This is a genomic window from Butyrivibrio sp. WCD2001 (assembly GCF_000424485.1).
In the GTDB taxonomy this organism is placed as follows: Bacteria; Bacillota; Clostridia; order Lachnospirales; family Lachnospiraceae; genus Butyrivibrio.
Genome location: NZ_KE384200.1, coordinates 328,217 through 354,835 on the forward strand (window position 1 = coordinate 328,217; position 26,619 = coordinate 354,835).

At 41.7% G+C, this 26,619-nt stretch carries 22 protein-coding genes, 2 tRNA genes and 1 riboswitch; of the genes, 21 read left to right on the top strand and 3 right to left on the bottom strand.

Going from position 1 to position 26,619, the window contains the following annotated elements; all coding sequences use genetic code 11:
• The first annotated feature begins 16 nt into the window (after positions 1-16).
• The 10 genes from G630_RS0119375 to G630_RS0119420 all read left to right on the top strand — a co-directional run bounded on the left by G630_RS0119375 (position 17) and on the right by G630_RS0119420 (position 13,402).
• On the top strand, positions 17-2,218 hold the full coding sequence (locus tag G630_RS0119375; RefSeq protein ID WP_026499516.1) for a DNA/RNA helicase domain-containing protein: 2,202 nt from the start codon (positions 17-19) through the stop codon (positions 2,216-2,218).
• 35 nt (positions 2,219-2,253) lie between these two features.
• Positions 2,254-3,780 (top strand): hypothetical protein, encoded by a 1,527-nt coding sequence (locus tag G630_RS0119380; RefSeq protein WP_155832042.1) that lies wholly within the window; start codon positions 2,254-2,256, stop codon positions 3,778-3,780.
• Between the two features lie 14 nt (positions 3,781-3,794).
• Positions 3,795-7,124 (top strand): hypothetical protein, encoded by a 3,330-nt coding sequence (locus G630_RS0119385; RefSeq protein WP_026499518.1) that lies wholly within the window; start codon positions 3,795-3,797, stop codon positions 7,122-7,124.
• Between the two features lie 177 nt (positions 7,125-7,301).
• Complete coding sequence (locus G630_RS0119390) at positions 7,302-8,567, top strand: VirD4-like conjugal transfer protein, CD1115 family (protein WP_026499519.1); 1,266 nt, start codon at positions 7,302-7,304, stop codon at positions 8,565-8,567.
• A gap of 26 nt (positions 8,568-8,593) precedes the next feature.
• Positions 8,594-9,169 carry a ClpP family protease gene (locus G630_RS0119395; protein WP_196805832.1) on the top strand — a complete coding sequence of 192 codons (576 nt, stop codon included), beginning with the start codon at positions 8,594-8,596 and terminating at the stop codon, positions 9,167-9,169.
• Positions 9,170-9,245: 76 nt separating this feature from the next.
• Complete coding sequence (locus tag G630_RS23025) at positions 9,246-11,174, top strand: AAA family ATPase (RefSeq protein ID WP_049946320.1); 1,929 nt, start codon at positions 9,246-9,248, stop codon at positions 11,172-11,174.
• A gap of 17 nt (positions 11,175-11,191) precedes the next feature.
• Positions 11,192-11,617 carry a hypothetical protein gene (locus tag G630_RS23030; protein WP_049946321.1) on the top strand — a complete coding sequence of 142 codons (426 nt, stop codon included), beginning with the start codon at positions 11,192-11,194 and terminating at the stop codon, positions 11,615-11,617.
• Between the two features lie 14 nt (positions 11,618-11,631).
• Positions 11,632-11,955, top strand: a complete 324-nt coding sequence (locus tag G630_RS0119410; protein WP_026499521.1) for a hypothetical protein — start codon at positions 11,632-11,634, stop codon at positions 11,953-11,955.
• The gene (locus G630_RS0119415; RefSeq protein ID WP_026499522.1) at positions 11,952-12,350 is read left to right on the top strand and encodes a hypothetical protein; all 399 of its coding nucleotides are present in this window, start codon (positions 11,952-11,954) and stop codon (positions 12,348-12,350) included. The genes G630_RS0119410 and G630_RS0119415 overlap by 4 nt, the downstream gene beginning before the upstream one ends.
• A gap of 26 nt (positions 12,351-12,376) precedes the next feature.
• Complete coding sequence (locus G630_RS0119420; protein ID WP_196805833.1) at positions 12,377-13,402, top strand: helix-turn-helix domain-containing protein; 1,026 nt, start codon at positions 12,377-12,379, stop codon at positions 13,400-13,402.
• A 2-nt stretch (positions 13,403-13,404) separates the two neighbouring features.
• Here G630_RS0119420 and G630_RS0119425 read toward each other — a convergent pair whose 3' ends face one another.
• Complete coding sequence (locus G630_RS0119425; RefSeq protein ID WP_026499524.1) at positions 13,405-14,634, bottom strand: transglutaminase domain-containing protein; 1,230 nt, start codon at positions 14,632-14,634, stop codon at positions 13,405-13,407.
• A 140-nt stretch (positions 14,635-14,774) separates the two neighbouring features.
• Here G630_RS0119425 and G630_RS0119430 point away from each other — a divergent pair, with 140 nt between their 5' ends.
• Entirely contained in the window at positions 14,775-15,092 is a 318-nt protein-coding gene (locus G630_RS0119430) for a hypothetical protein (RefSeq protein ID WP_026499525.1), read from the top strand.
• A gap of 731 nt (positions 15,093-15,823) precedes the next feature.
• Here the strand turns inward: G630_RS0119430 and G630_RS0119440 are convergent.
• Together G630_RS0119440 and G630_RS0119445 are read right to left on the bottom strand one after the other, a co-directional pair.
• A tRNA-Gly gene (locus G630_RS0119440) sits at positions 15,824-15,894 on the bottom strand.
• A gap of 21 nt (positions 15,895-15,915) precedes the next feature.
• Positions 15,916-15,989: transfer RNA gene (locus G630_RS0119445), tRNA-Pro, on the bottom strand.
• A gap of 215 nt (positions 15,990-16,204) precedes the next feature.
• On the opposite strand from G630_RS0119445, the gene G630_RS0119450 reads away from it, so the two are divergent.
• The 10 genes from G630_RS0119450 (at position 16,205) to G630_RS0119495 (ending at position 26,567) form a co-directional block, all read left to right on the top strand.
• Positions 16,205-16,858, top strand: coding sequence for a hypothetical protein (locus G630_RS0119450; protein ID WP_026499526.1), 654 nt, complete (start codon positions 16,205-16,207; stop codon positions 16,856-16,858).
• Positions 16,855-17,823 carry a hypothetical protein gene (locus tag G630_RS0119455; protein ID WP_022762506.1) on the top strand — a complete coding sequence of 323 codons (969 nt, stop codon included), beginning with the start codon at positions 16,855-16,857 and terminating at the stop codon, positions 17,821-17,823. The genes G630_RS0119450 and G630_RS0119455 overlap by 4 nt, the downstream gene beginning before the upstream one ends.
• A gap of 51 nt (positions 17,824-17,874) precedes the next feature.
• Complete coding sequence (locus G630_RS24030) at positions 17,875-19,167, top strand: sensor histidine kinase (protein ID WP_049946322.1); 1,293 nt, start codon at positions 17,875-17,877, stop codon at positions 19,165-19,167.
• 20 nt (positions 19,168-19,187) lie between these two features.
• The gene (locus G630_RS0119465) at positions 19,188-19,991 is read left to right on the top strand and encodes a response regulator (protein WP_026499527.1); all 804 of its coding nucleotides are present in this window, start codon (positions 19,188-19,190) and stop codon (positions 19,989-19,991) included.
• Positions 19,992-20,297: 306 nt separating this feature from the next.
• On the top strand, positions 20,298-21,221 hold the full coding sequence (locus G630_RS23040; RefSeq protein WP_022762503.1) for a transporter substrate-binding domain-containing protein: 924 nt from the start codon (positions 20,298-20,300) through the stop codon (positions 21,219-21,221).
• Between the two features lie 152 nt (positions 21,222-21,373).
• Positions 21,374-22,162, top strand: coding sequence for an amino acid ABC transporter permease (locus tag G630_RS0119475; RefSeq protein WP_026499528.1), 789 nt, complete (start codon positions 21,374-21,376; stop codon positions 22,160-22,162).
• On the top strand, positions 22,146-22,922 hold the full coding sequence (locus G630_RS0119480) for an amino acid ABC transporter ATP-binding protein (RefSeq protein ID WP_026499529.1): 777 nt from the start codon (positions 22,146-22,148) through the stop codon (positions 22,920-22,922). The genes G630_RS0119475 and G630_RS0119480 overlap by 17 nt, the downstream gene beginning before the upstream one ends.
• The gene (locus tag G630_RS0119485; protein ID WP_026499530.1) at positions 22,919-24,307 is read left to right on the top strand and encodes an amidohydrolase; all 1,389 of its coding nucleotides are present in this window, start codon (positions 22,919-22,921) and stop codon (positions 24,305-24,307) included. The genes G630_RS0119480 and G630_RS0119485 overlap by 4 nt, the downstream gene beginning before the upstream one ends.
• Positions 24,308-24,357: 50 nt before the next feature.
• A riboswitch (ZMP/ZTP riboswitch) is annotated at positions 24,358-24,441 on the top strand.
• A 50-nt stretch (positions 24,442-24,491) separates the two neighbouring features.
• Positions 24,492-25,199, top strand: coding sequence for an IMP cyclohydrolase (locus G630_RS0119490; protein WP_044959928.1), 708 nt, complete (start codon positions 24,492-24,494; stop codon positions 25,197-25,199).
• Positions 25,200-25,388: 189 nt separating this feature from the next.
• Positions 25,389-26,567 carry a phosphoribosylaminoimidazolecarboxamide formyltransferase gene (locus G630_RS0119495; RefSeq protein ID WP_026499532.1) on the top strand — a complete coding sequence of 393 codons (1,179 nt, stop codon included), beginning with the start codon at positions 25,389-25,391 and terminating at the stop codon, positions 26,565-26,567.
• Positions 26,568-26,619 lie beyond the last annotated feature (52 nt).

The following is a 26,619-nucleotide window of genomic DNA, read 5'->3' on the forward strand; positions in this document are numbered from 1 at the left end:
TTTGGAGGCGCAGAAAATGTTTTCATATTTAAGAACAAAAGGCGAATTTATAAATGATTGTATAAGGGTAAACGATAAAAAAGAACCAATAATTGCTGGATTATTGGAGGAGCGGATTAAAAGAAATAGTTATGGGGAGGGTTTTACATTCTCTGAAAGCGAAACGATATCATGGAAAAATTCCCTTGCGCGTTTTATGAAAAGTGTATTGGACGATAATAATATATCTGACAATCTGCTGGTAGCAGCGGAATTTTGGTTTGAAAGAGATTGGGGTGGAAGAACAGATTTAATACTTATTGGAAAAGGGAATGACGAAAAGGATACTATAGTTTTATTTGAACTAAAACAGTGGTCAAAAGCAAGAGAAATCAATGCTGCTGATGTAATAGCCTTAAGGGAAAATATAGAAAAATTAAAAAAAAGATACTCTGATAAGTATATTGATTACATTGATCATAATAGGGCGAAATTTTGTATAAGACAAGATGATAAAGAGTGCAAATTAGATGTTGATTTAGTGAATGATAAACTTGAAGGACCGTTAGAAAAGCCAAATAAACAAGTGGGAGAATATTGTAAAAGATTTGAAAAGATGTTGAAAGGGACCGGAATACAAGTGGTTCCTGTAGTTTATATGCATAATATGGATAAAGAACAAGGTGAGAAGTTGGGATTTCACAAAGGAGTTAATTGTTTTTTTAAAGAAAAGGAAGATGATCTGTGCAAATTTCTGCAGAAAATATTTAAGAAAGAGCAAGATATAGAAGATAATAGGAGAATAGTAAAGAAAATTAGAGATAGTTATCAGACGATCGCGCTTCCAGATATTGCTAATATGCTAACGGGAAATAGGGAAGATTTTATTATTGATTATTTGCGGCCTGATCAAAAAGAATTGTATTCTACATTGACAGAACGTATGGATGCGAATCTAGATAGCTTGGATATTGTTTATGGATCTCCTGGCAGTGGAAAAACGCTAATTGCAACATTGTTGATGAATTATGGCCTTAATAAAGGGAAAAAGGTTTTATTTGCTTATCATGGTGCAGCTACATATAATGCATTAGCAAATATTTTAAAAGAAAAAAATAGTAAATGGTTAAACAAATACAAAGATAATTTTATGTTTGTAGATGACCTATTAACATGCGAAGAGGAATACGACACAATTATAATTGACGAAGCACATACCTTGGAATTGCAAAAGGATAATGGAAAAGAATCACAGCTGTTTTGTAAACTTTTGAATAGGGGGAAACATATCTTTCTTTTTGCAGATGAATTGCAAAGGACAGATAGTGACAAGAACTTCATCCTATTGCTAAAAAGGTTATGCGCTTATAAGGAAACGGAAGAGAAAAAGAACAAGGATAAGAACAAAGAAAAGGAGTTAGAAAAATATGCCCGACAGCGTGCCTATTGGGATAAAAACATTTTGAAGCTTCTGAAAGACAAATATGCAGGAGAAAAGAATGATTATAGTCAAATAAAAGCATACAAAAATCTATGGACACAATTTAGATGTAATGCTGATGACGGATATGTAACATGGGTGGATCAAGTACTTGGAATAATTGCTGATCTCAACAGAAATGCAGATAAATCAAGTACTTATACATATTCATCCTTTTCCATAGGACAAAAAGATATAAATTCAGATATATATCTTTCTGATTTGGATTTTAGGCCAATTCTGTTGCAAGGAAAGAGCGAGGAACAGCTGGAAGAAATAATAAAAGATTTACCGGATAATGATAAATTTGTAGTTCTTTCTGAAGATTGGTGGACAGAAACAGAAGAAGATAGAGAGAACATGGTTGAAATTTTGAATGATAGTAAAATAAGGAAAGTGCTTGGGATTGATAATATTCGCAAAGAAAATGTAAGGTCGTATAAGCATAATGAATATGTTATGTCTGATAAGGTAGGACTTTTGCCGTATGTTTCGAATGATGAAATTGCTATTGGTAATGCATATTCGGTACAAGGGATAGAGTATCCTAATGCTTTGATAATATTAGGAAAAGAATTGAAAGCTGAAAAAAACAAGAATGGGAAAACATCCGTATTCAAAGGAGAAGGAACAAAAATATGGTCACAACGAAAGTATAGGGTGCTTTTAACCAGAGCGATGAAGAATTGCTTTATTTATGTGGTTGACGATAATTTACGAGATCATTTTTTATCGTTTGAAGAAAGAAAATTAGATTAATAAAAATTCAGTAGGCAGAAAATAGAAAGGAAAAAATGATGAAAACTCCTCGATATGAAATAAATGTTTGCGGCGATGATATAAATAACCGAAAAGAATATGAGTATGAGTATTTGTTTGAATATGCTCATAATACAGTAATCATAAGGATTCAAAAAAATTTTATTCAGCTTATCAAGGAAGGTCTGTTTTCTGAAGATAAAGATGAAAATGAGGATTTCATGTTTTATGAAAAAGCAACTTTGCTAAATGCTGCAGAAAAAGCCATGCTTCTTCATATATTTCTATATAATTTAGGAATAAAAATTTTGGTTGCCAGATGTTATAGGATAACACAAGATGGAAAAACTATAGACAGGCAATCAAACTGGATAAAATCTATGATAGAAGGTGAGCTTAGCGATAAATTGCCGGATTTTTTCTCACAAGCATCAAAGCCCGGAGAACCTTTGGCAAATTATATCCTGGGAATGAGGAGAAACACATCAGAAGTAATGGCATATGGATTTATACATGATCCTATGACAGATAAGAAACTTGATACGCTTCCGGCCTCATTATATGCTTATTTATTTGCAAAAAGTAGAACTACAGAATTTGAGAAATTTTTTTATAATTGGATGGCTTTGGCAAGTTTGATGCTATGGTCACAATCAAAAAATAAAAAAACTAATAAAGGTGATAAGAGCGTAAATAATTACTTAAGTGCTCTTTCCGGTGGAAGTGATGCATCAGCACTAAGAGGCTATGCGAAAAAACATGAATTGCTAAAAGGAAGGAGAGAAGACCTTCTTAATGGCGAATGTGATAAAGCGGTATATTTATGTCAGCAATTTTTTTATGTACTTTTTATGGATGCATCTGATATTTCCGCTGAAGATTTTTGTGATCTCCCGACCTTGCTCTGTAAGCTAAAGAAGGGGATAAATAATAAAAAGGCGATAGATTATTATAAAAGGCAGGAAAGAGTATACAAAAAAGTTCTGTTAGGTGCATCAGAAATTGCAAATTATATCAGACGAATGGAACCTGTAATAAAATCTGATTTCAATGGATCATCGGGAAAAGAAGAGGAAACGGATTACGATAAGGTGATGAAAGGATTTAAAATGGCTTTTGGCTCTGTTGAAGGTCCAATTGATGTATGTGTATTTTCGAGAACTAAATCAGAGAAGGTAATTGCAAAAGATGAACTGTTTAAAATCATAGAAGAAGATATAGCTTCTCAGCTAAAGAATGATGATGTTGATGACAGAGATTATTATGAGAAACTTTTAAAAATAATAAAGGAAGTAAAACGGGACTTTGAGATGGCACAAGCTTTCTTATCTATGAAAACATGGAAAGAACGCTTGGAAAACTATGAAGATGAAGACAATATGCGCGCAATGATAAGATTTTTCTTATTGGATTTACCATACTTTTATAGATGTAAATATTTTCATACGCAGATGTTATTACCTATTTTTGAGTGCCCGGAAACTGAAATTCTTGGAGGCCTGGGCAATATTTTGGAAAAATGGCTAGATGAAAAATTATGTGCTGCAATTGTTGAAAAATAGATGAGGCCTTCCATATGAGAAACAAACTAAAGGATGAATTTCGCCCTATAAAAATATTAGAGCTGGATGCATGGTATGTTTTGTTTTGCAAAATTGCCTGTGAAAATGGCGTGGCGTCTATAGAGCCGGGCATTATTAATGGAGCCTTCAAATACGCAAAAAAAGGAGACGAAGAATATAGGGTTTATAAAGGATCCATCCCTGTATCACTTGATAGCAGGAAAATGTTTGAGCTTTGCGAGGAGATTGGGGATAATGACCGGATGGTTCCGTTCCAGGTACAGGGCGGAGCGCTGAATTGTTCAAATGCTATCATCAACATGTCATTTTTATCTAATTACAACTATTCCACGGTACTAAAGGCAAAACGCTTTGTGCTACAGGATAATAGAATTGGTACTGACAAACCGGAGCATTTCTTTTCAAAGGGCGGCTGGGAGTATTATTGTGCATTCCATGCGCATAGCGTTGAAAATGACAGATTATATGAATCGTTAAAAAAATTGAAGATGGAGGTTGCCCTACTAAAGAAGGAACTCGTAAATCTTAAAAAGCTTAAGGATGACAAGAAAGTAAAGAAAGCAGAGAAAAAGCTTGAGGCAACCGAAGCGGAGGAGAAGGAACAGGAAAAGAGCATTGATCTGAATCTGAAGAATCTTGGAAAAGTTCTCGGAAAGTTATTTAGAGAATATTTGAAAGATAATAGCATAGTATCCCTTCGAGAGTACTTGTATCACGAGGGAATAGATGTGTTTGATGGCGAGCGTGTACGCCATTATAAGATGTATAAGAGATCCGCAAGTAAGGCTAAAGCCGGACGGTGTCTTTTTATATGGGATAAGATATATGACGATATGATGGAGTGGACATGGATGGGGCTGCGCTTTGACAAGGGTGCCAATTATGATCTTACTTCATTAAAGGCATACGAGTCGTTGGTGGCATCGGGCATCCAGGATGTCGTTCACATAGACCCTGAAAGCATCTTGATATTGGATTCGGTGGAATCACCTGATATATCAGGGAATCGTCTTATTTACACGGCTGTAGAGAATGATGAAAATGGTACAACAGAAACAAAAAATAAGCTTGTAAGCGAAGAAGAATACAAAAGTATTAAAGGCAGGGAGTTTGTAACCGGTAATAAAATCTGGGACGGACAGGCTCTACTGGATGAAAGCATTTTTGAAGACGCCGGATTTAAAGGGAAAAACAGACATGGAATGATGCTTCTTCGTAACCATTTTTTCAAGGCTTGTGCTTTTAATACAAGAATCAGTGAGTACTATCAAAAGAACAATATCACGCATGTGGTAGATATGTTCGGAAGGAAAATACCTGCGGGTAAGATAAAGATGATTGTCACCATTGATTCAATAAAGTTCGTTGATAAGTTTTTTGATACAAAATTTGAAAATCATACATTTTCCGGAAGCAGTGATCTTGAAAAACAGATGGCCGCCTATGATTATTGGAAAAGCCATATTTCAAGTGAATTTGGAATCGTAAAGACAGAACATGCTTCATACATGGGCAAGGGGAAATACCATAGAGCAAGCTACCAGATCATCAATACACTGCCGCTTGGTAAAGAAGATATAAGGGAACTGCTGGCGGATGAAATCAGGTATATAAAGCTTCTTAAAGAGGATGAGGCTGTGTTCTTACATCATATTTTATCAACGCGTAACAGCCTTAGAAGTACTTACTATATTTATAATTTCTACAAGTATTTTAAGGATTTTGAATTTACGGATGATTTCAAGAAATATAGAAATGAACAGATTCAAAAGTACAGAACGCCGCTGATGAAGAAAGGCAAAGTGGCAATACAGGGAGATTTTTACGTGCTCTGCAGTATGCCGATGGAAATGCTTGAATATTCTGTGCATCATGACCGGGATAAGATTAAGCCATATATCGGAGGAAAGGGGCATGTGCATATAAAAGGACTGGAGGATAATGCGGATGTTACTTTGTTCCGGTATCCTCATATCAGTTCCGGCGCGGTATGTGCACTGAAAAATTCCAATAACAAAAAGACAGAGAGCATAGACAAATGGTTTAATTTTGATAATGCCGATGGTTGCAATATAGTTGTTCTGTCGCCGTGGAACAGTAACATCATGGTAAGGCTGGGCGGAGCCGATTTTGACTCTGACACGGCTCTTTTCATAAAAAATGATGTGATAAGAAAAGCAGCTATAAAACTGCTGAAAATAAAAGCGCTTAACCCTGCAAGAGGTGAGCTTCCGGTGGTAGAGATAGATGAGGAGCTAAAAGGCGAGACACAGCAACATGAGATATCAGCAAAAAATCTTGCGAGGTTAGATGAAAACCTTGCACATTCACAAAAGAGAATAGGAGAACTTTCCAATTCAGCACAGCTTTTTAACAGTTATCTGTGGAGTGGATTTTTTAACAAGAAAAGTGATGACTATATAAAACAGGTGTATGATTGCGTGCTGCTTTTGGCGGCTCTCACTGAACTCGAAATTGACAGTTCCAAGCATAATACAAGCTGTGACATAGATGCGCTTAAGGACGAAGTTATACATGCTCAGTATAATGGGGAAGAAATTCTTAAGACGACTGTGGTGAAGGAAAAAGCTGGCGGCGAAGAGAAGGTAAAAATCACTAGAGCAAAGCCTGCATTTATGCAAGAGCAAAGAGCGAAAAAGGAATCATATTGGGATTGTCCTATGGATTACATAGGGATTGTTTTGGCAGAAGAATTCAGCAGAAAGGGAGAGACCAAAACATACAGGTTAAGCTTTGATGAATTTATCAGGCCGCTAATTCCTGAGATTATTGATATGCAGGAGGAAGTACAGGAAGATGAGAAGAGCGCTTCCAAGAAAAACGAATATGTAAAAAATGAAATCTGTAAGCGTTTTCTGGCACTTCAGGAGCAGCAAATTCTCAATAATAAAAGCACAGATAATAACGAGGAAGAAAGTGTTGATGTAGAGGATGATTTTAAGGCACTGGTAGAACAGATTAAGAAAAAGAAACTTGATGAGGATACGGTAATAAGACTGTTCAGGGCAGATAAGGAGGTCTATAACAGCTATTCATCCGGACATAAGAAAGGCGAATATAAATATCCGGAGCTGATATATGATGACACTTTCAGGCAGAATTATTTGGGACTCATAGTTTCAAGCGGATCCAATGCTATCTCTGTATTGAAACCAAATACTTGCAGAAAAGAACTTACTCACTCGAAAAAAGAAGCTAATGTCGGAGGAGAGATTGAACTATGGGGAGAGAAGTATTACTACCACTGTGATATCAACTATGAGGATTACGAAAAGATAATAGTAAAAAGAGAGAAAAAATAGAAAAATCGAAAAAATTGAAATGTGAAAAAGGCGTAAACTCAGATAAATACTGGGGTTGCGTCTTTTTTGTAATTAATTCCATATGATATCTGTTTTAGATAGAGGGCAGATACCCTACAGCTACCATCAACCTTGCAAAAAGAGCGCAAACAAAGCGTTCGGAAAGGACAATATACTATGAACAAAGAAAAAAATCAACTCAGGTACGGAAACCGTGTTCTTGCAAAAGGACACATCATCAGTGACGACACCAGGATTACAGGACTTAACTCCAACGACCTAATAATAGGTGGATCGGGTGCCGGAAAAACCGGTTCAGTGGTTGTTCCTACCATACAGGAATCGGTAACAAGCATCGTTGTATCCGATACGAAAGGTAACCTCATGAGGCTGTTCAGGGATGAACTTCTGGAAAAGGGCTACGAAATTTTCACTATCGATTTTGTAAACCCACGGAATTCATGTGGATACAACCCTCTTGATTATATCAGAAGGCATCCGGATGGAGAATATAATTCACAGGATATTATGTTCCTTGCACAGAGCCTTGTTCCTAAAATGGATAACCATGATCCTTTCTGGGAGATGAGTGCTACGTCCATGATTGCTTTTTTCATAGCCTACTGTCTTATGTCTGAGCCATCTTACAGAAGGAATATGACTATAGTATCGGAGCTTTACCATGACTTCATAAGAGGGGATAAAGAGGAACTCTTCGAAGTGGCGAGCTTTGTAGAAAGACATCGGAATTCATTTCTGGCTAAGAAGTTCGCTGAGGTGATGTCCAATAAGACTGCGGACAAGATGTACAGCAGTATATGCGGATTCGTCAATAAGGCTTTGGAGCCCTATACGATGCGGGAGAGCACCTACATTTTCAGTAAGGCAAACCGGATTGATCTGAGCATTCTTGGGAAAAAGAAGACAGCTCTTTTCCTTAATGTCAGTGACACAGATCCGACATATGATGTGGTAGTTAACACACTGTATGGGCAGATTCTTCACCATCTGTGTGCACAGGCGGACGAGAATCCGGACAGCAGACTTGAGATGCCGGTCAGAATCATCATGGATGATTTTGCGGCATCAGCGAGAATAGAGAGCTTCGATCGAATTACTTCCGTAATCAGATCCAGGGACATTTTTGTTACTATCATTCTTCAGAGTCTCACGCAGCTTCACAGCATGTACAGCGAGTATGAGGCTGAAACTATTCTCAACAACTGTGACCATATTCTGTACATGTCAGGGCAGGACCAGAAAACCATAGACTATGTTTCCTCAAGAGCGATGGTAAGACCGGAATCGGTTCGCATCATGCCAAGGGACAAAGCGTTTCTTATGGTTAATGGGCAAAAGGGGCTTTTGGTGGACAAAATCGAGCCCTACAGCACAGTGAAAAGCAATTCCAAAGCAAGTAATGAAAATCAGGTTTCGGCGTGATAACACGCCAGAAAGGAGCCATGCCTATGGCAAAAATACTCTTTGAATCCACACGCGGATTCGACCAGATAGCAATTGAGGATATTTTCCTTAAGAACAGAAAAATCTTCTTAACAGAAGAGGTTAACGCAGCTACCATGGATGATATCATCAAACAGGTTATGTACCTGGAGGAAGATGATCCATCCGGGGAGATAACCTTTTTCATCAACAGCCCGGGAGGGTCGGTCAGTTCAGGACTTGCTCTCTATGACATGTTAATGCATGTGCGATGTCCGATAAGGACGGTGTGCATAGGACTTGCGGCTTCCATGGGAGCAATCCTTTTCCTTGCAGGAGACAAGAGGGAGATAATGGCGCATGGACAGATCATGGTCCATGACCCGTCCTTCGGAAGAATGGATGTGGGCGGATTAAAACCGCATGAGATCCAACAGCAGGTGGACTCACTGAATGAAACAAAAGAAGCAATAGCAAAAATAATTGCAGAAAGAACAGGAAAAAGTATCAAAGCAGTCTACAAGGTAACTGCGAATGATACTTTTTTTAATGCCGAAAAAGCTCTGGAATATGGGCTGGCTACAAGCATTATCAGAGACTAAAAGGCTTTGACTAAGAACTTTGACACATAAATCATATTTTGTTTGGGCGCATAAGGCGCCCGGAAAGGTCGTGAATATGACAGAAAAGAACAAGAAGAACAAGGACACAAATCAGAACAAAAGCCAGGATTTGAAGGAACTTACTTCAAATTTGGATGAGCTCATTGAAGAAGAGATGGATCAATTCATTGAACAATTGAATGATGAACTTGACGAAGATGATGAAGAGATGATCCCGGCAGAAGAATTTTATGGATTCAATCCTGAAAATTTGCTGACCGATATGGCGAAGAATAGAACTGTAAAGACACTTTTTCGAGAGGGTGTAATTGCTCAGCTCATGGCAGTTCTTATTAGCATGGACAAACCCAATGCTCTTCTTGTGGGACCTGCAGGCAGCGGTAAAACCAGTATTGCGGAGGACCTTGCGCATAGAATTGCTTCCAAAGAAAAGGAAGTGCCCAAGGCTCTTTATGGCTATCGGATATGCTCGATCAGCTTTTCCGATATAATATCGGGAAGCAGCCTTATGGGGGACCTCGAGAGAAAGGTAAAGGCGATGGTTGACTATCTTGAAAATCAGGAAAATAAGGTGATCCTTTTCATTGATGAGGTTCATATGCTCTTTTCCGGAGAGAGCTATAAACGCGTGTCTCAGATGCTAAAGCCCGCGCTTAGCAGAGGGCGTTTTAAGGTGATTGCTGCCACCACTACGCAGGAGGTCAAAATGCTGGATACGGATCCCGCATTTAACAGGCGCTTTACCAGAATTCTCGTGGATGAGCTCACCGCAAAGCAGACGGAATACATTATTGAACAGGCGATCTTAGGCATGGAGAAACACTACGGGGTGAAGATACGCGGCGGGGCCGATGTTACAGGCATGATTGTTAAAACTGCGGATGAATTCTGTTCTGCAGGGTCACACCGTCCGGATAATGCCATCACACTTCTTGACAGAACCATAGCAGAAATGGTGGTTGAAACCGGGAAGAAGACCATCAAGCTAACAAGGGAGCAGGTCGAGAGCTCCGCATACAGAATCACCTCAGGAAACAGTAAGATGCGAAAGCTGGATGAAAAGCGTTTATTGCAGAGCTTTTCAAAGGTAAAGGGGCAGCAGGAAATAATCGACAGCCTGATGAGAGTAATTAAGCTCCATGATATGCATATAAGACCTAGGAAAAATCCGCTGACTCTCCTGTTTGCAGGCCCTTCGGGAGTTGGGAAAAGTGAGCTGGCAAAGATACTTGCAAAAGAATATGTGGGAGAAAAGCCTATTGTCCTTAACATGGCCGAGTATAATTCTTCTGCTTCAATAAACCGCATAATAGGTGCGCCGTCTGGCTATGTCGGAGCTGACAGCAATGCCGAGCTTCCTTTCGATAAGCTCGACACCAACCCGTATCAGCTTATTCTCCTTGATGAGTTTGAGAAGTGCGACCGCTCTGTACAGAGACTCTTCATGTCCGCTTTTGATGAGGGAGTTATGAAGACGAACGTCGGAAAAGAGATAGATTTCTCTAAGGCAATCATAATTGCTACCACCAATGCCGGATGTACCAGGTCTGTGGGAAGTATCGGTTTTTGCGGCGCAAGGAGTGATTCTCACCTGACGGTTTCGGAGCTCTCAGAGTATTTCGACATCGAACTGCTTAACAGATTTTCACACAAATATACATTCTCCGAGATCAGCAGAGACACCTATGCGGATATAGTCCGCGATATATACAGGGCTGAAGTAAAGAATCTCGATAGGGATCACTTTATTATGAAAAGCGGCTCCGGAATGCCTGCAGAACTTCCTGCGGAGATTCTCAGAAAACTTGTGGATAGAACCTATCAGTCAAGACTTGGTGCAAGACCTGCGAAGACTGCTGTGACTGAGTATGTTGATGGTATTTTGCTGGAGCTTTCGAGTGATGATTCCAAAAGAGGCAGCCGGAGAAGACAGAATTCTCCGGCATATGAAGTCATGCCGGATAGTGGTACAGTAGAAGGGTGATCAGGAGGCAACTGCGTATGAAAATATATGCTATTAGCGATATCCACGGATACATTGAGGAATTCAATACAGCGTTGTCATACATAGACCTGGATGATGAGAAATACATAAAGTGGATGCGCTCGTTGGAGCTGTTCTACATGACAGATAAGCAGATTTATGTCCATGCAGGTGTTGATGAGGAGGCAGATGATCTATGGAAATATGGAACCTCAGAGGAGATGTTTTGCGAAAAATATCCACCCACAACAGGTGAATTCTACATGGATATCATCGCGGGACACATAGGAACAGCAATGGTTTCCGGGGATCCTGACTTTCATGGTATTTTCCATGATGGTAAGTCACATTATTATATCGACGGAACGGTATCAATAAGTGGCAGGATTCCCGTGCTTATGTACGACACTGAAAGCGGAAAATATTCCCGGCTTAATAGTTGAATGGAGGAGACAATATGACATACGAAAAAGATGCTTATTACATGACTATAACATCAGCTTGCTCAAAGGATGTTGAAGACATCCTTGAAGCAAATGACATCCCATACGAATGGGAGTTGGAACTCAGTGATATGCCACGTGAAGTACCTAACTACGTATGGCATCGTGGAGAGATGGACATCAATCACTTTGTGATGTACAAATCCAAAACAAACTTCATACCTCTCATCGAAGAATTTATGAAAGAAAAATACTGTGCATTCAGATGCGGATACTGTTATCCTGGTTTTGAATACAAGAAGGCAATTAGTGCTAAAAAAGTGGGAGAAGAACTATGAAGAATGCAGATAATCCCTCCGAACGCATGCCTGTACCCGCCGGAATACTTGATCCCTACATTGCTGCTTTTACAAGGGCTGTAAATGAATGTGGTGCATATACAGTGATGAGGCTTTGGATGGCGGAGCCATACAGTACTTTATGGTTATGGATGATAACGGAGTATGTATTTGGCGAGAACTGGAAATCCGCTGAAAACCGTGACTTTCTGCCTGACTATTTACGACGGCATGATATGTGGGAACCTAATGGAAGGGATGATGATGGGGGATCCCGGATAATTGATTTTTTCTCAAGTATCCATTGTTTGATAAGTTGTGAGCCATTCTGTATTCTAAGTACAGAAGATGAATCTGCAGACATTTTCCGAGAAACAGCAAGTTTGGACGGTTGATGAAAATAATCGGGAAAGGGAAAAACATGAAAAACAATTTGGGTTCAAATATCAGGAACTTTAGAAAAAACAAAGGTTTTACACAGGAAGAACTGGCGGGGATGCTCGGAGTTACTCCTCAGGCAGTAAGCAGGTGGGAGTCGGAAGCGGGGCTGCCGGACATCTCGATGGTTGTGCCGATTGCACGGGCGCTTAATATCACAACTGATATGCTTCTTGGCTATAACGCAGCTGACAAAGATGATTACCTTGTGGAGACTGTCAGGAACAAAGTTGAGGATATGTATGATATCTCCGATACCGGGGGAAGCGCGCTTAAAAGGACGGAGTATCTTGCGGGTGAAGTTAGCAGAAATCCGATGAATTTTGACATAAATCTATTGTATGTTCAGCAGGTGGCAGGACTTAGCTATTACATTGATATGGAGGGACTGCTGTCTGACAACCCCGAGAGAGCAAATGATATCCTGGAAGACGGAATAAAGAAGGGTGTAAACATAATCAGATATTCCGACTGTAGGAAACTCGTTGAAAAAGCTCATTGTGCGCTGGCCTGGATATATATCCACAGGAAGGATTTTGAAAATGCCAGAGAGCATATCAATGTGTTGCCAAGTCTTGATATGACAAGCATCAGGGAACTGCTATATTCTGAGCTCATGTTCTTTGAGCATGGCTTTGATGAGATGAAGGATAATTTTACGGCGACCAATAAGATGCTGTGCGCTATCCTGCTTAGACAGTTCAAATGCATGTTGGAAAACTATGCGTACTGGGGCAAAACTGATGAGGCACTAAGGACCCTTGAGTGGTGCAAGAAAGTTATCAAAGCGTATTCGACGATTCCTGAATATACGACTGATGATATGAAGCACTTCTGGAAGAAGTATTATTACAATCTCGTGATCGCATACGACAAGGCCGGAGAGAAGGAGAAAGCAAACGAAATCTGCGAGGAATATCTGAAAACGATAAGCACGCAGAATGAGTATTCTAAAGAGGAATACGAATCCATTGCAAAGGAATTCAGAGAGAGGATATACCAGCTGTGATATCATTCCGCTATCGGAATGAGAGAATTAAGGAATATATCCAACTGGTCCGATTCGTGGTCTGACAGACCTGCTCGTATATGTGAGGTGTCATACACGGCGTTGTAGGGCTCGTAACCTTCTATGCAAAAAAGTGTGTCATCAGTTGCTTCCAGATTCTGCATCTCGGCAGTCGTTCGGTTGTAATAGTGATGGCATACATTAAAAACTTTTTCATCATCGGAAAGAAGTGCATTGTAGAACTGCGGATCTTCCGATACATCGTATGCTATATCATTCCAGGTGGAATCTACTTCGTACCACTTGCCGGAGATCTGGACAGCGTTCCATGCGTGAGTGTCAGTGTCGTACTCCGACGATGGTATTGAGTGTGCGGCGCCGGTCACATAACCACAGGGAATTCCTGCCCGGTGCAGAAGGTATTCGAAAGCAAACGAGTAACCTCCACAGACGGCATGGTTTGGACGCCCCTCTGAATCGCACACGAGCGCTCCATATGCTGTGTGACCAAGATCCCAGGTCTCATCTGTATCATTCAAAATTGGATCATCGTAGGTAACAACATCAATGAGCTTGTCATGAATGGCAAGCTCTATTTCTTCATCTGTTCCTGTTAAATCTATATCTTCTAAAAAGTCTGAAGCAGCTTCTTCGAACGCTGCTATCTGTTCATTCTCTGAAGGGTCTACCACTTCTATTTTAATGAAATAAATTATGTGGTTTCGCATTTCTAACGTTCTGTAATCTACAGCACTGGTATCCGTAAAAAGAAAGAAATATTCCGGGTGATCATAACACATTGCATAGTAGATATCCCAAAGGAGACGATCTTCTCCAAACTTCTCCAGCGTATCTTTTGAGAAAACAATTGCACTTTCATATTCTTCCGCAGACCTGTTCTCGACAAGATCCATGAAAAGGTTGTAAACATTTTTATCTGCGTCGCTAAGATTTTGATATAGTACGAAAATATCATCATATTCATTGGGGACTAAGGGGACATCATAATTTAGTACCTTTCCATTTGTGGATCTCAGAGAAAAGATAACATTCGGCGGAAGAGAGAAAATCCCGGAAGTGTCGCTCTGCATCATCCTATAACCCAAACAAAGACCTATTATCAGAAAAAGAGCGAGAATAATTAATGGAAGATGTGAGTGCTTCTGACTCTTCTTATCTTCGTGGTTGGGGTTGATGCTGTTGTTAGTGAAATTATAACTGTCATTTTTCATAAGATAATTTTATTCCTGATTACGCCAAGTTGACAACGTATATTAAAGCAGTGTGAAGTGAGTAAAAAAATTCCTCTTCTATGCAACAGAAATGCTGCCATAACTGTCTAAATATTAGAAGGAATTATTGGAGGATATACATGAAAAAAATAGTGTTATTTACGGGAGTATCGGTGACATTTCTTGGTATGGTTGCCTGCAGTTCTCAAAAAACAGATAATACAAAAGATATCTATTTAAGATTTCTGGGTGGGGATATGAGCGTTTTGGAAGAATCACAAAGAGAAAACTGGTTCATCCCGGAGCATCTTGATTTCGAGGACGATACAAGAAAATGCCCGGAATATACAATCGATGACGAGGAAGTCGACAAAGATGCTTTTGAAAAAGAACTGAAATCTAAGATTCTTGATCATGCTTTGGAACGCTCATCATGGAAGGTAATAGAAATTGAATGATCTTTACAATGCTCAATGGCATATTTTATATCTGAAACGATAACAAATATGCGCACAAGGTATGTCCCCAAAAGCTTTTAGGTGCGAAGACAATAAAGCGGAAAGAAAAGAAGCTATTTGTTGCACATGGCAAAGTATAGATACAACAAATCATGAGGATTCTTCAGATTTATTGTATGTGAAAAAACGCCTAACAACAAACTAAGAAGAATCATCCGGAATTGTTGTGTCTACAGAAAATAGAAACAACAAATATATAAGAATTAGTTGATTTATTGTTCCAGAGAAAAATGGATACAACAAACGGAGAGGAAACAGGCGAAATTGTTGTTCTTGCAGAAAATAGATACAACAAATATAGAAGAATTAAGTGAATTTATTGTACTCGCAAAATATGGGTACAACAAATCAAGAAGAATCAAACTCATTTATTGTACCAATAGAAAATTAGCCATCGAGCGGAGCGGAGACCGAACTTAGAATACGTAAATTATTTAAAAGCGGGTGATGGGGCGGCTGAGCGCCAGTGGCGCTCATCTTAGCCGCCGACCGAGCCGGCAGGCGAGATAAGAACAATAGTAAATCGGGGAGAGCGGGTGATGGGGCGCTGCTCGTCCGGGGGACGAGCGCTTAGCGCCGACCGGAGCGGAGCGGAGACCGAACCATGGGTTCGAGGGCTCCGCTCCCTTAACAAAAATAACCTAGGTCATACGACCTAGGTTATTTTGTTAAGCGGGTGATGGGAATCGAACCCACGTATCTAGCTTGGAAGGCTAGTGTTCTACCATTGAACTACACCCGCATGTACAATATTGAATTTAAATCGGGGTGACAGGATTCGAACCTGCGACCTCCTGGTCCCAAACCAGGCGCTCTACCAAGCTAAGCCACACCCCGTTTGGAAGCGTTTTGTTCATTACCTGACCCGCAACGCAAGTACGATTATATATCCATATCAAAGTAATTGTCAACACGATTTTTAAATTTTTTTCAAAAAAATTTTCCACAGAAATTAAAAAGCTATAAAACATCCTGAATAAAGGGAAAACAATAGGGTAAAATCCGCCTGATGATGATATCATAATAATACATAAAAGGTGGATATAACAACAATGGACAATGAAAAAGAATCGGTATTTTTAAGTGACAATATGATGACCACGGCTTGCCTCATCGCTGTATGTGCAAGCCTTATGACCATATTCCTCGTTCGCACCGTAGATGATAAGTTCATCATGTTCGAGGATATCCTCAAGCTCGTAACAATTTGCTGTACTTACGTAGCATACAAGAGATTCAGCTGGGATGTTACCAAGGGTCTCATGGGCGGCGTGCTGTTTTGCCTTATGTACCAGGAAGCCCATCTTGTACTTGAGCAGCTCTGGGGTAAGGAAGACTTCGACACCTACCTGATCATCGGCGTTCAGGGAAGCATATACCTTGCGGCAGCAGGCATGTCCTTCATAATGACGATCATCATCACCATCAATCATTTCATTATTAACTATGCGAAAAAAGGCAATCCCGAGAATGTAATCCTTAACAGGATGGCGATTGTCTATAAAATAGTTGTCACTATAGTTATGATCATCGCAAACAGCAAGCTTACCTTTGCCAAGACAATCCTTTGGGAAAACGGACTTAGGTACATCACAGATATCGCAATAATTCTTCTTATAATCAGCATTGAATCCAAGATGGATTCCTTCAAGGTGCTCAGAGAAGAACTCCTCAAACAGAAAAAAGAGAGGAGGAAGAGCAAATGACCTTGAGAAAACGACTTACCGGAATCTGGCTGATGGCGATGGCACTGCTTTCATTTGGAGCTTATACAACCTTCTTTGTGGCGCAGATGTCGGCGCCTTACATAGTTTACTGGACGCTTCCGATTTTCCAGAGTATAGCGCTTGTGATTTATCTGTGGGGACCTGATAAGATCAGATTAAAACCGTTAAGGCTCATGTACAGACTTTGTTATGCAACTTCCTTCCTGGTTATTCCGGCGTTTGTATTTATATTCATGGGACTGATATCCCAGTATCATGTGAATATAAAAGAGAGCATAGATGCGCGAAATATTCCTGTGAAAGATATCCTTCCGGGGGATGAGACGCTTATTTTCAAAACCGATAAGGTTTACGTGTTTTTTCCTGAATATACCACGGTGGATCTCGAATGCGGGAAACGCCCGTCAAAATCCGATGAATCGATCACCTGGTGCTGTGGTGCCGCTTTTCAGCATGCTGTGCAGATAAAGTTCGCCCAGGATAACATTGAGGGGGATCACGCATCCCACGGCGAATTCTACGACAGCCCCTATGACAGGGATGCGGACGGAGCCTTCACTTTTGCAAACGGCAAATTTGGATTTGAATTTGAAAATAAAACCGAGGCAGTTCAGGAAGCAGCCAAGGCGGGTGGCAGCGGTTTTATGCAGCTTGCCATGATAAAAGACAAAAGAAATGTCATGAATTTCGACAGACCGAGAGCCAGATGCTACAGGGCTCTTGCGGAACTTAACGGGAACCTTTGCGTGATAGATTCCGTAAAAATGATGCATTTTAATGAATTTATGTCAGAGCTTAGAAGGCTTGGCGTAACTAACGCAGTGTACATGGACATGGGCGCAGGCTGGAACTACTCCTGGTACAGAAGCGCGAATGGAAAAGTGCGAACACTCTTTGGGCTTCCTGTGCCGTGGTCTCACAACTGGATTGTTTTCAGGAAATAAGTAAGGATAGAGAACGTAAGCTCTTTAAGAACTGTAAGGCGGATGAATATTATGAATCACACCATTGATTATGTAAATATAGGAATATCGTCGTTCCTACTGGCGATAGTTGGCATCAAGCTTTTCGGAGACATCCACATGAGGAAGAATGCCAACAAGGAAAGAGGCCAGTTTACCAAGATGCTCATTTCGGATATGCTTATGCTTATCTCTGTTCTTACTGTGAAAATTGTGGTATGCCAGGACTTTGATAACGACGAGCTGGTGCTTATTACCAAAATTGCATATTCTGTATATTTTATCGCTTTTTATTCACTCCTTGGATTTTACGGAATATATGTTTCATATTATATTTCCAGGCGATGCGGCAGAAAGCTTGAGATGAAGAAGTTTGTAATACCGCTGGCCACAATATTTTCCATATTTTGGGTGGTTTGCCTCTTTTACGGTTTTGTAGTATCCTTCGATGGAATCAATTTTGAAAAGGGACCGCTTTACTTTGCGGGCCAGGTCGGCGGCTATCTGATCATTCTTCTTGTCCTTGTCTACATGATTGTTTATAGAAAATACCTCAAGAAGGATAATGTCATTGCGCTTTTGTCCATCGTATTTTTTCCGCTTATCGGAGTAATACTCAGGGCATTCGTGCCGGGAATCGAGATCATGCCCTACATGATCTGCCTGTCTCTTATTCTTATGGACAATACCTTCCAATATGAGCAGGAGAGGCTTCTTCTTGAGCAGGAGGACAAAATATCAAGAGACAGAATCAAGATCCTTCTGACGCAGATCAAGCCGCATTTTTTATATAACGTGCTGAACTCGATCTATGTTCTGTGTGAAAAGGACCCTGAAAAGGCACAGGAGGCCATCGGAAGATTTTCGGATTACCTTCGCGGAAACTTAAGTAACCTTGAAAAGGAGGACTGCATCACCTTCCTTAGGGAGATGGAGCATGTCACTAATTACCTCAGCCTTGAGAAGATGCGTTTTCGTGAAAAGCTTACCATCAAATACGATATAAGAGACGAAAGCTTCGATATTCCGGCCCTTTCGGTGCAGCTGCTTGCGGAAAATGCCGTAAAGCACGGAATCCATAAAAAAGAAGAAGGCGGGACGGTTAGGATTGAAAGCTATTCCGATTCGGAATACTATTATGTGATAGTGGAGGATGACGGAGTCGGATTTAACCCCGATGAGTACAAAGAGGGCGACGGGCTTCACATAGGCCTTGATAATCTTAGGGAGAGGCTCCTTAGAATGTGCGGCGGACACCTTGTTGTTGAGAGCACTCCGGGAGTCGGAACGAAGTCGACCATCACGATCCCCCGTGGATCTAATTAAAAAGGAGTAATGAAAAAATAATGCGAATAATTGCAATTGACGATGAGGACCTTGCGCTTGAAGGCTGTATGAATGCCATAAAAAAAGCGATTCCGGGTGCCCAGGTTGAGGGCTTTACCAGTGGAAAAGCCGCTCTCGAAAAGGTTGTGGATATAAAACCACAGATAGCTTTTCTTGATGTGGAGATGAGAACGGACAACGGCGTGGAAGTTGCGAAAAGACTGCAGGTAATAAATCCAAGAATCAATATAATTTTTGTCACGGGCTATTCTGAATATATGAAGGAAGCCTTTGCGCTCTATGCCAGCGGCTATATTATGAAGCCGGTTACGCCTGCCAAGATTAAGAGCGAGTTTGAACATTTGAGGTTCCCGATAGAGACTGAAAAAAATGCAAAGCTGCGAATTCACACCTTCGGGGAGTTCGAGGCCTTTACAAAGGACGGGCTGCCGCTTGAATTTGCTTACAGTAAGACCAAGGAACTCCTTGCGGTTCTGATTGATGCCAACGGAGCGATGAGAACCTTTGATCAGATCATGGATAGAATCTGGCAGGATGAGGATGATCCCAGCGGTCACAGATCCTATATGAGAAACCTCTTTGCCGATATGAGCAGAATATTTAACGAAAACGATTGCGTAAATGCTCTTATAAGAAGGCGCGGTGAGGCCGGAATTAATAAAGAATATTTTGACTGCGATTATTTCAATTATCTCGCGGGACAGCGTGAAGACTCGGGTTTCGCGGGTGAGTACATGAATCAGTACAGTTGGGCGGAGCCGACACTTGGAAAATTATGTCAGCTTTCCGATGATTTTTGGTAAAAACGTTTCAGCAAAGTCTGAGAAGCCGCATAAACAGTGAACTTAAACGTTGTGACACTTTTGTGACGCATAATATGAGACAATAAAGTCCCAAATGATTTCCTCTATTATATAGTTCCCTCTATAATAATTAAGGATGGGAAGAGCGCTTGCATTGCAAGCGCTTTTTTCATGCCTTTTTTGATGTTTTTTAATATTTGGGGTTGATAAAATACATCAAGTGTATTATTATGTATAAAACAAAGTGATTAATGAATAAATATGCAATAATTCATGAATAAAACTTGTATAAAGAAGGAGGCTATTATGAAGAAGAAACTTATCTCAGCTATTTTAATCGGAGCTATGACTTTTAGCATGACAGCATGCGGCGGCGCATCTAAGGATGCAGAAGCTCCCGCACAGACAGAGCAGAGCGCAGAGACAGCAGAGAGTACAGAAGCTACCGAGGAGGCAGCAGGCGAAGAGGCTTCTGCAAGCGCAGAGATTTCCACAGTTACACCCGGAAAGCTCACAGTAGCAACATCACCCGATTTTGCACCTTATGAATTTTATGCAGTAGGCGATGACGGAACACCTACTCTTGCAGGTTTTGATATTGCACTTGCTCAGTACATCGCAGATTATCTCGGACTTGAGCTCGAGGTAGTACCGGTTGACTTTGACGGTGTTCTTATGGAGCTTCAGACTAAGGCAGTTGACCTTGGAGTTGCAGGACTTTCACCCGATCCGAAGCGTGAATCCATCATGGACTTTTCAGATATCTATTATGAGGGAGGTCAGTCCTTCGTATGTCTTCAGTCCAATAAGGATAAGTTCACAAGCCTTGAGGATACCAATAACCCTGATATCGAAGTAGGCGCTCAGACAGGTGCCATCCAGGTTGACCTTGCACAGGCTAACAGCCCTGATGCAGAGCTTATCCAGCTGACAAAGGTTACAGATATTATTGCAGAGCTTCTTGCAGGTAAGCTTGACGGTGCATACATCGAGACAGCAGTTGCAGAGAGTTATGCCAAGAATTATCCCGAGCTTTGCGTAGTACTTGATGTACCTTATGACGGAGCAGAGGGTTCAGCTATCGGTGTCAGCAAGGGCAATGATGCTCTTAAGGCCGGCGTTAACGAGGCAATTGCCAAGGCTAAGGCAGAAGGAAAAATGGATGAGTTTGTAGCAACAGCTAACGAGCAGGCTTCAGGCGAGATTATCGAGGGACTTCTTGATCAGTAATAATTGATCGGATTGAAAAACAAGAATGCGAACCCGGAGATGTCATGTTTCCGGGTTCGTTTAATTTTGCGGAAATGTTCTGCATTTTCACCCGGGTTTTATGATATATTAGAAATGACACATTAACATAATTTCGGAGATAAAAATACGTTATGGACAGTTTTATACAAATTGAGAATTTTTCAAAAATCTCACCTTATGCTTCACTATTCTGGCAGGGCATGGCGGTTACGATCATGCTTTCGCTTTTCACCGTGGCCATTGGTTTCGTGCTGGCACTTATTCTTTCGGCAATGAGAATGACAAAGTTCTATCCTCTTGCATTTCTTGGGCTCGATAAGGATGGACATCAGAAGGAGAAAGGAATCGGTGTAACAATCGGAAAGTTTAATCCGATAAGCTTCCTTGCGACTGCTTATGTTGAGATTTTGAGATCGACTCCCGTTATCGTTCAGGTGGCGATCATCTACTATGGCGTATTTGGAGCGCTCATAGAACTTCCCAATTTTACATTTCTTGGATTTATTAAATTCGAGCGATTTTTCCCCGGAGTTGTGGCTCTTGGTATGAACTCTGGTGCATACCTGTGCGAGATCATGAGATCCGGTATTCAGTCGATCGACGGCGGTCAGACTGAGGCTGCCAGATCTCTTGGTATGAGTCAGTTCCAGAATATGAAATATATCATTCTTCCGCAGGCGATAAAGAATATTCTTCCTGCGATTGCGAATGAGTTCGTTGTTATCATCAAGGAGTCAGCGATAACCTATACCATCGGTGTTCAGGATATTATGTCTGCGGTTAACGCTGTGCGCGGTGCAACCTTCATTATTATCGAGCCTTTGCTTGTGGCAACAGCAATTTATTTCTGCCTGTGCTTCCCTACAAGTAAGGTAATCGCATATTTCGAAAGGAGGATGAGCCGTGGAGACAAGAGATAAGCTTATACAGATTACAAATCTTGAAAAACATTATAATTTCGGAAAAATCAAGGCTCTCGACGGTGTGACCGTTGACATTGATAAGGGCGATGTCATGGTTGTTATCGGGCCTTCGGGAAGCGGAAAATCGACTTTTCTTCGCTCACTGAATCTCCTTGAGGAGCCCACGGGCGGCGCAATTATTTTTGATAATGTCGATATCACCAAGAAGAAATACAAAGATGAAAACGGTAAGTGGGTGAAGGTGAATATGGATCTTCACAGGCAGAAGATGGGAATGGTTTTCCAGCATTTCAATCTTTTCCCACACAAGACAATAATGGAGAACATGATTCTCGCACCTGTTAAGGTTAAGCATATGCCGGAGGATGTGGCAAAGAAAAAGGCGTACGATCTTTTGGGCCGCGTAGGTCTTTTTGACAGGGCAGACGCTTATCCGATTCAGCTCTCAGGCGGTCAGAAGCAGCGTATAGCTATTGTTAGGGCGCTTATGATGGAACCCGAAGTAATGTTGTTTGATGAGCCTACTTCCGCCTTAGATCCGGAGATGGTCGGCGAGGTTCTTGATGTTATGAAGCAGCTGGCAGACGAGGGTATGACGATGGTTGTGGTAACTCACGAGATGGGCTTTGCACGCGAAGTGGGTAACCGTGTGCTTTTCATGGCTGACGGTAAGCTCCTTGAGCAGGGAACACCGGATGAGATATTCGAACATCCCAAGCACCCGCGCCTTAAGGAATTCCTGAGCAAAGTATTATGATTGATATAAAGAAAAAAGCAATTAATGAAATTGAAGGTAAGAGTGAGCTGATACGAGAGGTGGCGGGGCGTATTTGGGAGTACGCGGAGCTGTCTATGAAAGAGTATAAGTCCTGCGATTTATACTGCGAGGTGTGTGAGAAGGAAGGTTTTACGGTGGAGAAGGGAATTTGTAATATTCCCACAGCTTTCAAGGCGAGCTTTGGAAGCGGGAAGCCGGTGATCGGAATTCTGGCGGAGTATGATGCACTATCCGGGCTTTCACAGGAGGCTGCGTCACTTGAGGAAAAACCGATAGAGCAGGGCGGATCAGGACACGGATGTGGTCACAACCTTTTGGGAGCGGGAGCTCTGGCGGCAGCAATCGGAATAAAGAAGTATCTTGAGGAACGATTGAAGAATGCTGAAGATAAACAGGCAGCAGAAGTCGGTACTGTAATCCTCTACGGCTGTCCCGGTGAGGAGGGCTGCGCTTCCAAGGCGTTCATGGCAAGGGACGGAGAATGGAAAAAACTGGATGCTGCGCTGACCTGGCATCCCGCTGACAGTAACGAGGTTGTTACGGGATCGTCGAATTCCTGCATACAGGTGGAGTACACTTTTCATGGAATAGCATCCCATGCCTCCGGCGCCCCTGAAAAGGGAAGAAGCGCACTGGATGCGGTAGAGCTGATGAATATCGGCGTTCAGTTTTTACGAGAACATATAAGTGACAAGGCGCGGGTGCACTACGCTATAACCGATGCGGGCGGAGTGAGTCCTAATGTGGTTCAGCCCAATGCGAAGGTGCTGTATATGGTTCGCTCCAATCACGTGGCGGAGGCGGTGGAGCTTCAAAAGCGTGTCGATAAGATCGCGGAGGGTGCTGCACTGATGACTGAGACGACTTTTGTCAGGAAGTTTGTTGATGGCATGTCGGATACTGTGACGAACCGCGCGCTGGAAAAAGTGCTATATAAGAATTTCGAAGAAATTGGAGTGCCAACCTTCAGTGAAGAGGAACTCGAGTTTGCAAGTGAGCTTTCAAAGACTTTTGAGCCTGATGGGAACGGGATGAATGTGGCCCTTTGTCCGCATTTTATGGGCGAGGCGTTTGAGCCAACTTCAACCGATGTCGGGGATGTGAGCTGGAATGTTCCGACAGCACAGATTCGTGTTACAGCCTGGCCTGACGGGTGTCCCGGACACAGCTGGCAGAATGTTTCCTGTGCCGGATCTTCGATAGGATATAAGGCAGCAGTTCATGCGGGCAAGGTTTTGTGTGCTGCGGCTATCGATATTTTTGAGGATAAAAATATTCTTGATGAAGCTGCAAAAGAGTTTGCGGAGCGCACGAAGAGCGGGTATGTCTGCCCGATTCCCGAAGACGCTATTCCGGAAGTATAATTTTTGTTGAAAAACACCAATTGCATTTGTCGCGATTTTAGTTTAAAGTATGTGTGTCGCACAACTGGCGGATATGTGGGTAACCACAGGGGAGTGCGAAAATATTTTGAATGTCGACCGCCTGGGCAACCGTTTGTAATGGTATGCTCAGGCGGTTTTTATTTTATATAAAACGGAGGTTTTTATGGTAAATCTTGCAACAGAACTTAGCTCAAATTCTTATCCGGGGCGCGGCATTGTGATTGGCACAAGTGCCGATGGAAAGTATGCTGTTACTGCTTACTTCATCATGGGCAGAAGCGAGAACAGCAGAAACAGAGTGTTTGTTACAGAGGGAGAGGGCATTCGCACAGAAGCTTTCGATCCCGCAAAGCTTGAGGATCCGAGCCTTATCATCTATGCACCTGTTCGCGTGCGCGGTGAGTACACAATTGTGACAAACGGTGATCAGACAGATACCATCTATGATCTTATGGAGGCAGGACAGTCCTTCGAGGAGTCCCTCAGAACCAGAGAGTTTGAGCCCGATGCGCCTAACTATACACCTCGTATTTCAGGACTTATGCACATCGATGACGGCAAGTACGACATCTCTATGTCTATTCTTAAGAGCGACCATAACGATCCTTCTTCATGCCTCAGATTTACATATACCTATGAGAATCCCAAGGCAGGAAAAGGTTACTTCATCCACACCTACATGGGCGATGGCAATCCGCTTCCGAGCTACGAAGGCGAGCCCACAGAGGTAGAAATCTCCGGTGATATCGACGAGTTTACAAAACTTGTATGGGATAACCTCAACGAAGACAACAAAGTCTCCCTTTTCACCCGCTACATCGACATCGCTACAGGCAAATATGAAACCCGCATTGTAAACAAAAATAAATAACACTATTACGTAAAATATTTCTTGTATAAACGATAATATTAAACTGAACCTATCAAAATTTTTTATTGTATGAGTGAGCGGCCGGCGAAGTAAGCTATATTCTTTCTTAGCCGATTATGCGTATTTTGCAACGAGGCTAAGAAAGAATATAACTTATGACAACGGCCGCGGACTACAGGAGAAGAAAAAATGAAAGAATTAGCACTTAAGTATGGTTGTAATCCGAATCAGAAACCCTCAAGAGTTTTCATGGAGGATGGAAGTGACCTTCCGATAGAAGTTTTAAATGGCAAGCCCGGCTACATCAACCTTCTTGATGCATTTAACGGCTGGCAGCTTGTTTCAGAATTAAAGGCAGCAACAGGAATGCCTGCAGCAACTTCCTTTAAGCACGTATCACCTGCGGGAGCTGCAATAGGACTTCCTCTTACAGATATTGAGAAGAAAATCTACTGGGTTGAGGACCTTGGCGACCTCTCACCTATGGCAAGCGCATATGCAAGAGCAAGAGGCGCTGACAGAATGTCATCCTTCGGCGATTTCATTTCACTTTCAGATACTTGTGATGAGGATACCGCAAGACTTATCAAGAGAGAGGTTTCAGACGGAATCATCGCTCCCGATTACACAGAAAAAGCCCTTGAAATTCTTAAGGCAAAGAAGAACGGCAACTACGCTGTAATCAAGATTGATCCCGCTTACAAGCCCGCAGCTCTTGAGAAGAAGCAGGTATTCGGAATCACCTTTGAGCAGGGACACAATGACATCGTGATTGATGACAAGATGCTTGAAAACATCGTGACAAACAATAAGGACCTCACCGATGCAGCAAAGAAGGATCTTTTGATATCTCTCATAACACTTAAGTATACTCAGTCCAACTCCGTATGCTATGTAAAGGGCGGCCAGGCAATCGGTATCGGAGCAGGTCAGCAGTCAAGAATTCACTGCACAAGACTTGCAGGCTCAAAGGCTGACAATTGGTTCCTCAGACAGTCACCCCAGGTTCTTGAGCTTCCTTTCCTTGATGACATCAGAAGAGCAGACAGAGACAATGCCATCGATCTCTATATCGGTGTTGACTATATGGACGTTCTTGCAGAGGGCAAGTGGCAGAATCTTTTCAAGGTAAAACCGGAAGTGTTCACAGAGGCTGATAAGCGCGCATGGCTTGATAAAAATACTGACGTTGCACTCGGCTCTGATGCGTTCTTCCCCTTCGGCGATAACATCGAGAGAGCAGCTAAGAGCGGCGTAAAATATGTGGCACAGCCCGGTGGTTCTGTGCGTGATGACAACGTTATTCAGGCAGCCAACGACCACGATATGGTAATGGCGTTTACAGGCATGAGATTCTTCCATCATTAATCATTTCGGGAAGCATTTCCGGAAGCACAATTAAATAGACTAACATTTTTGG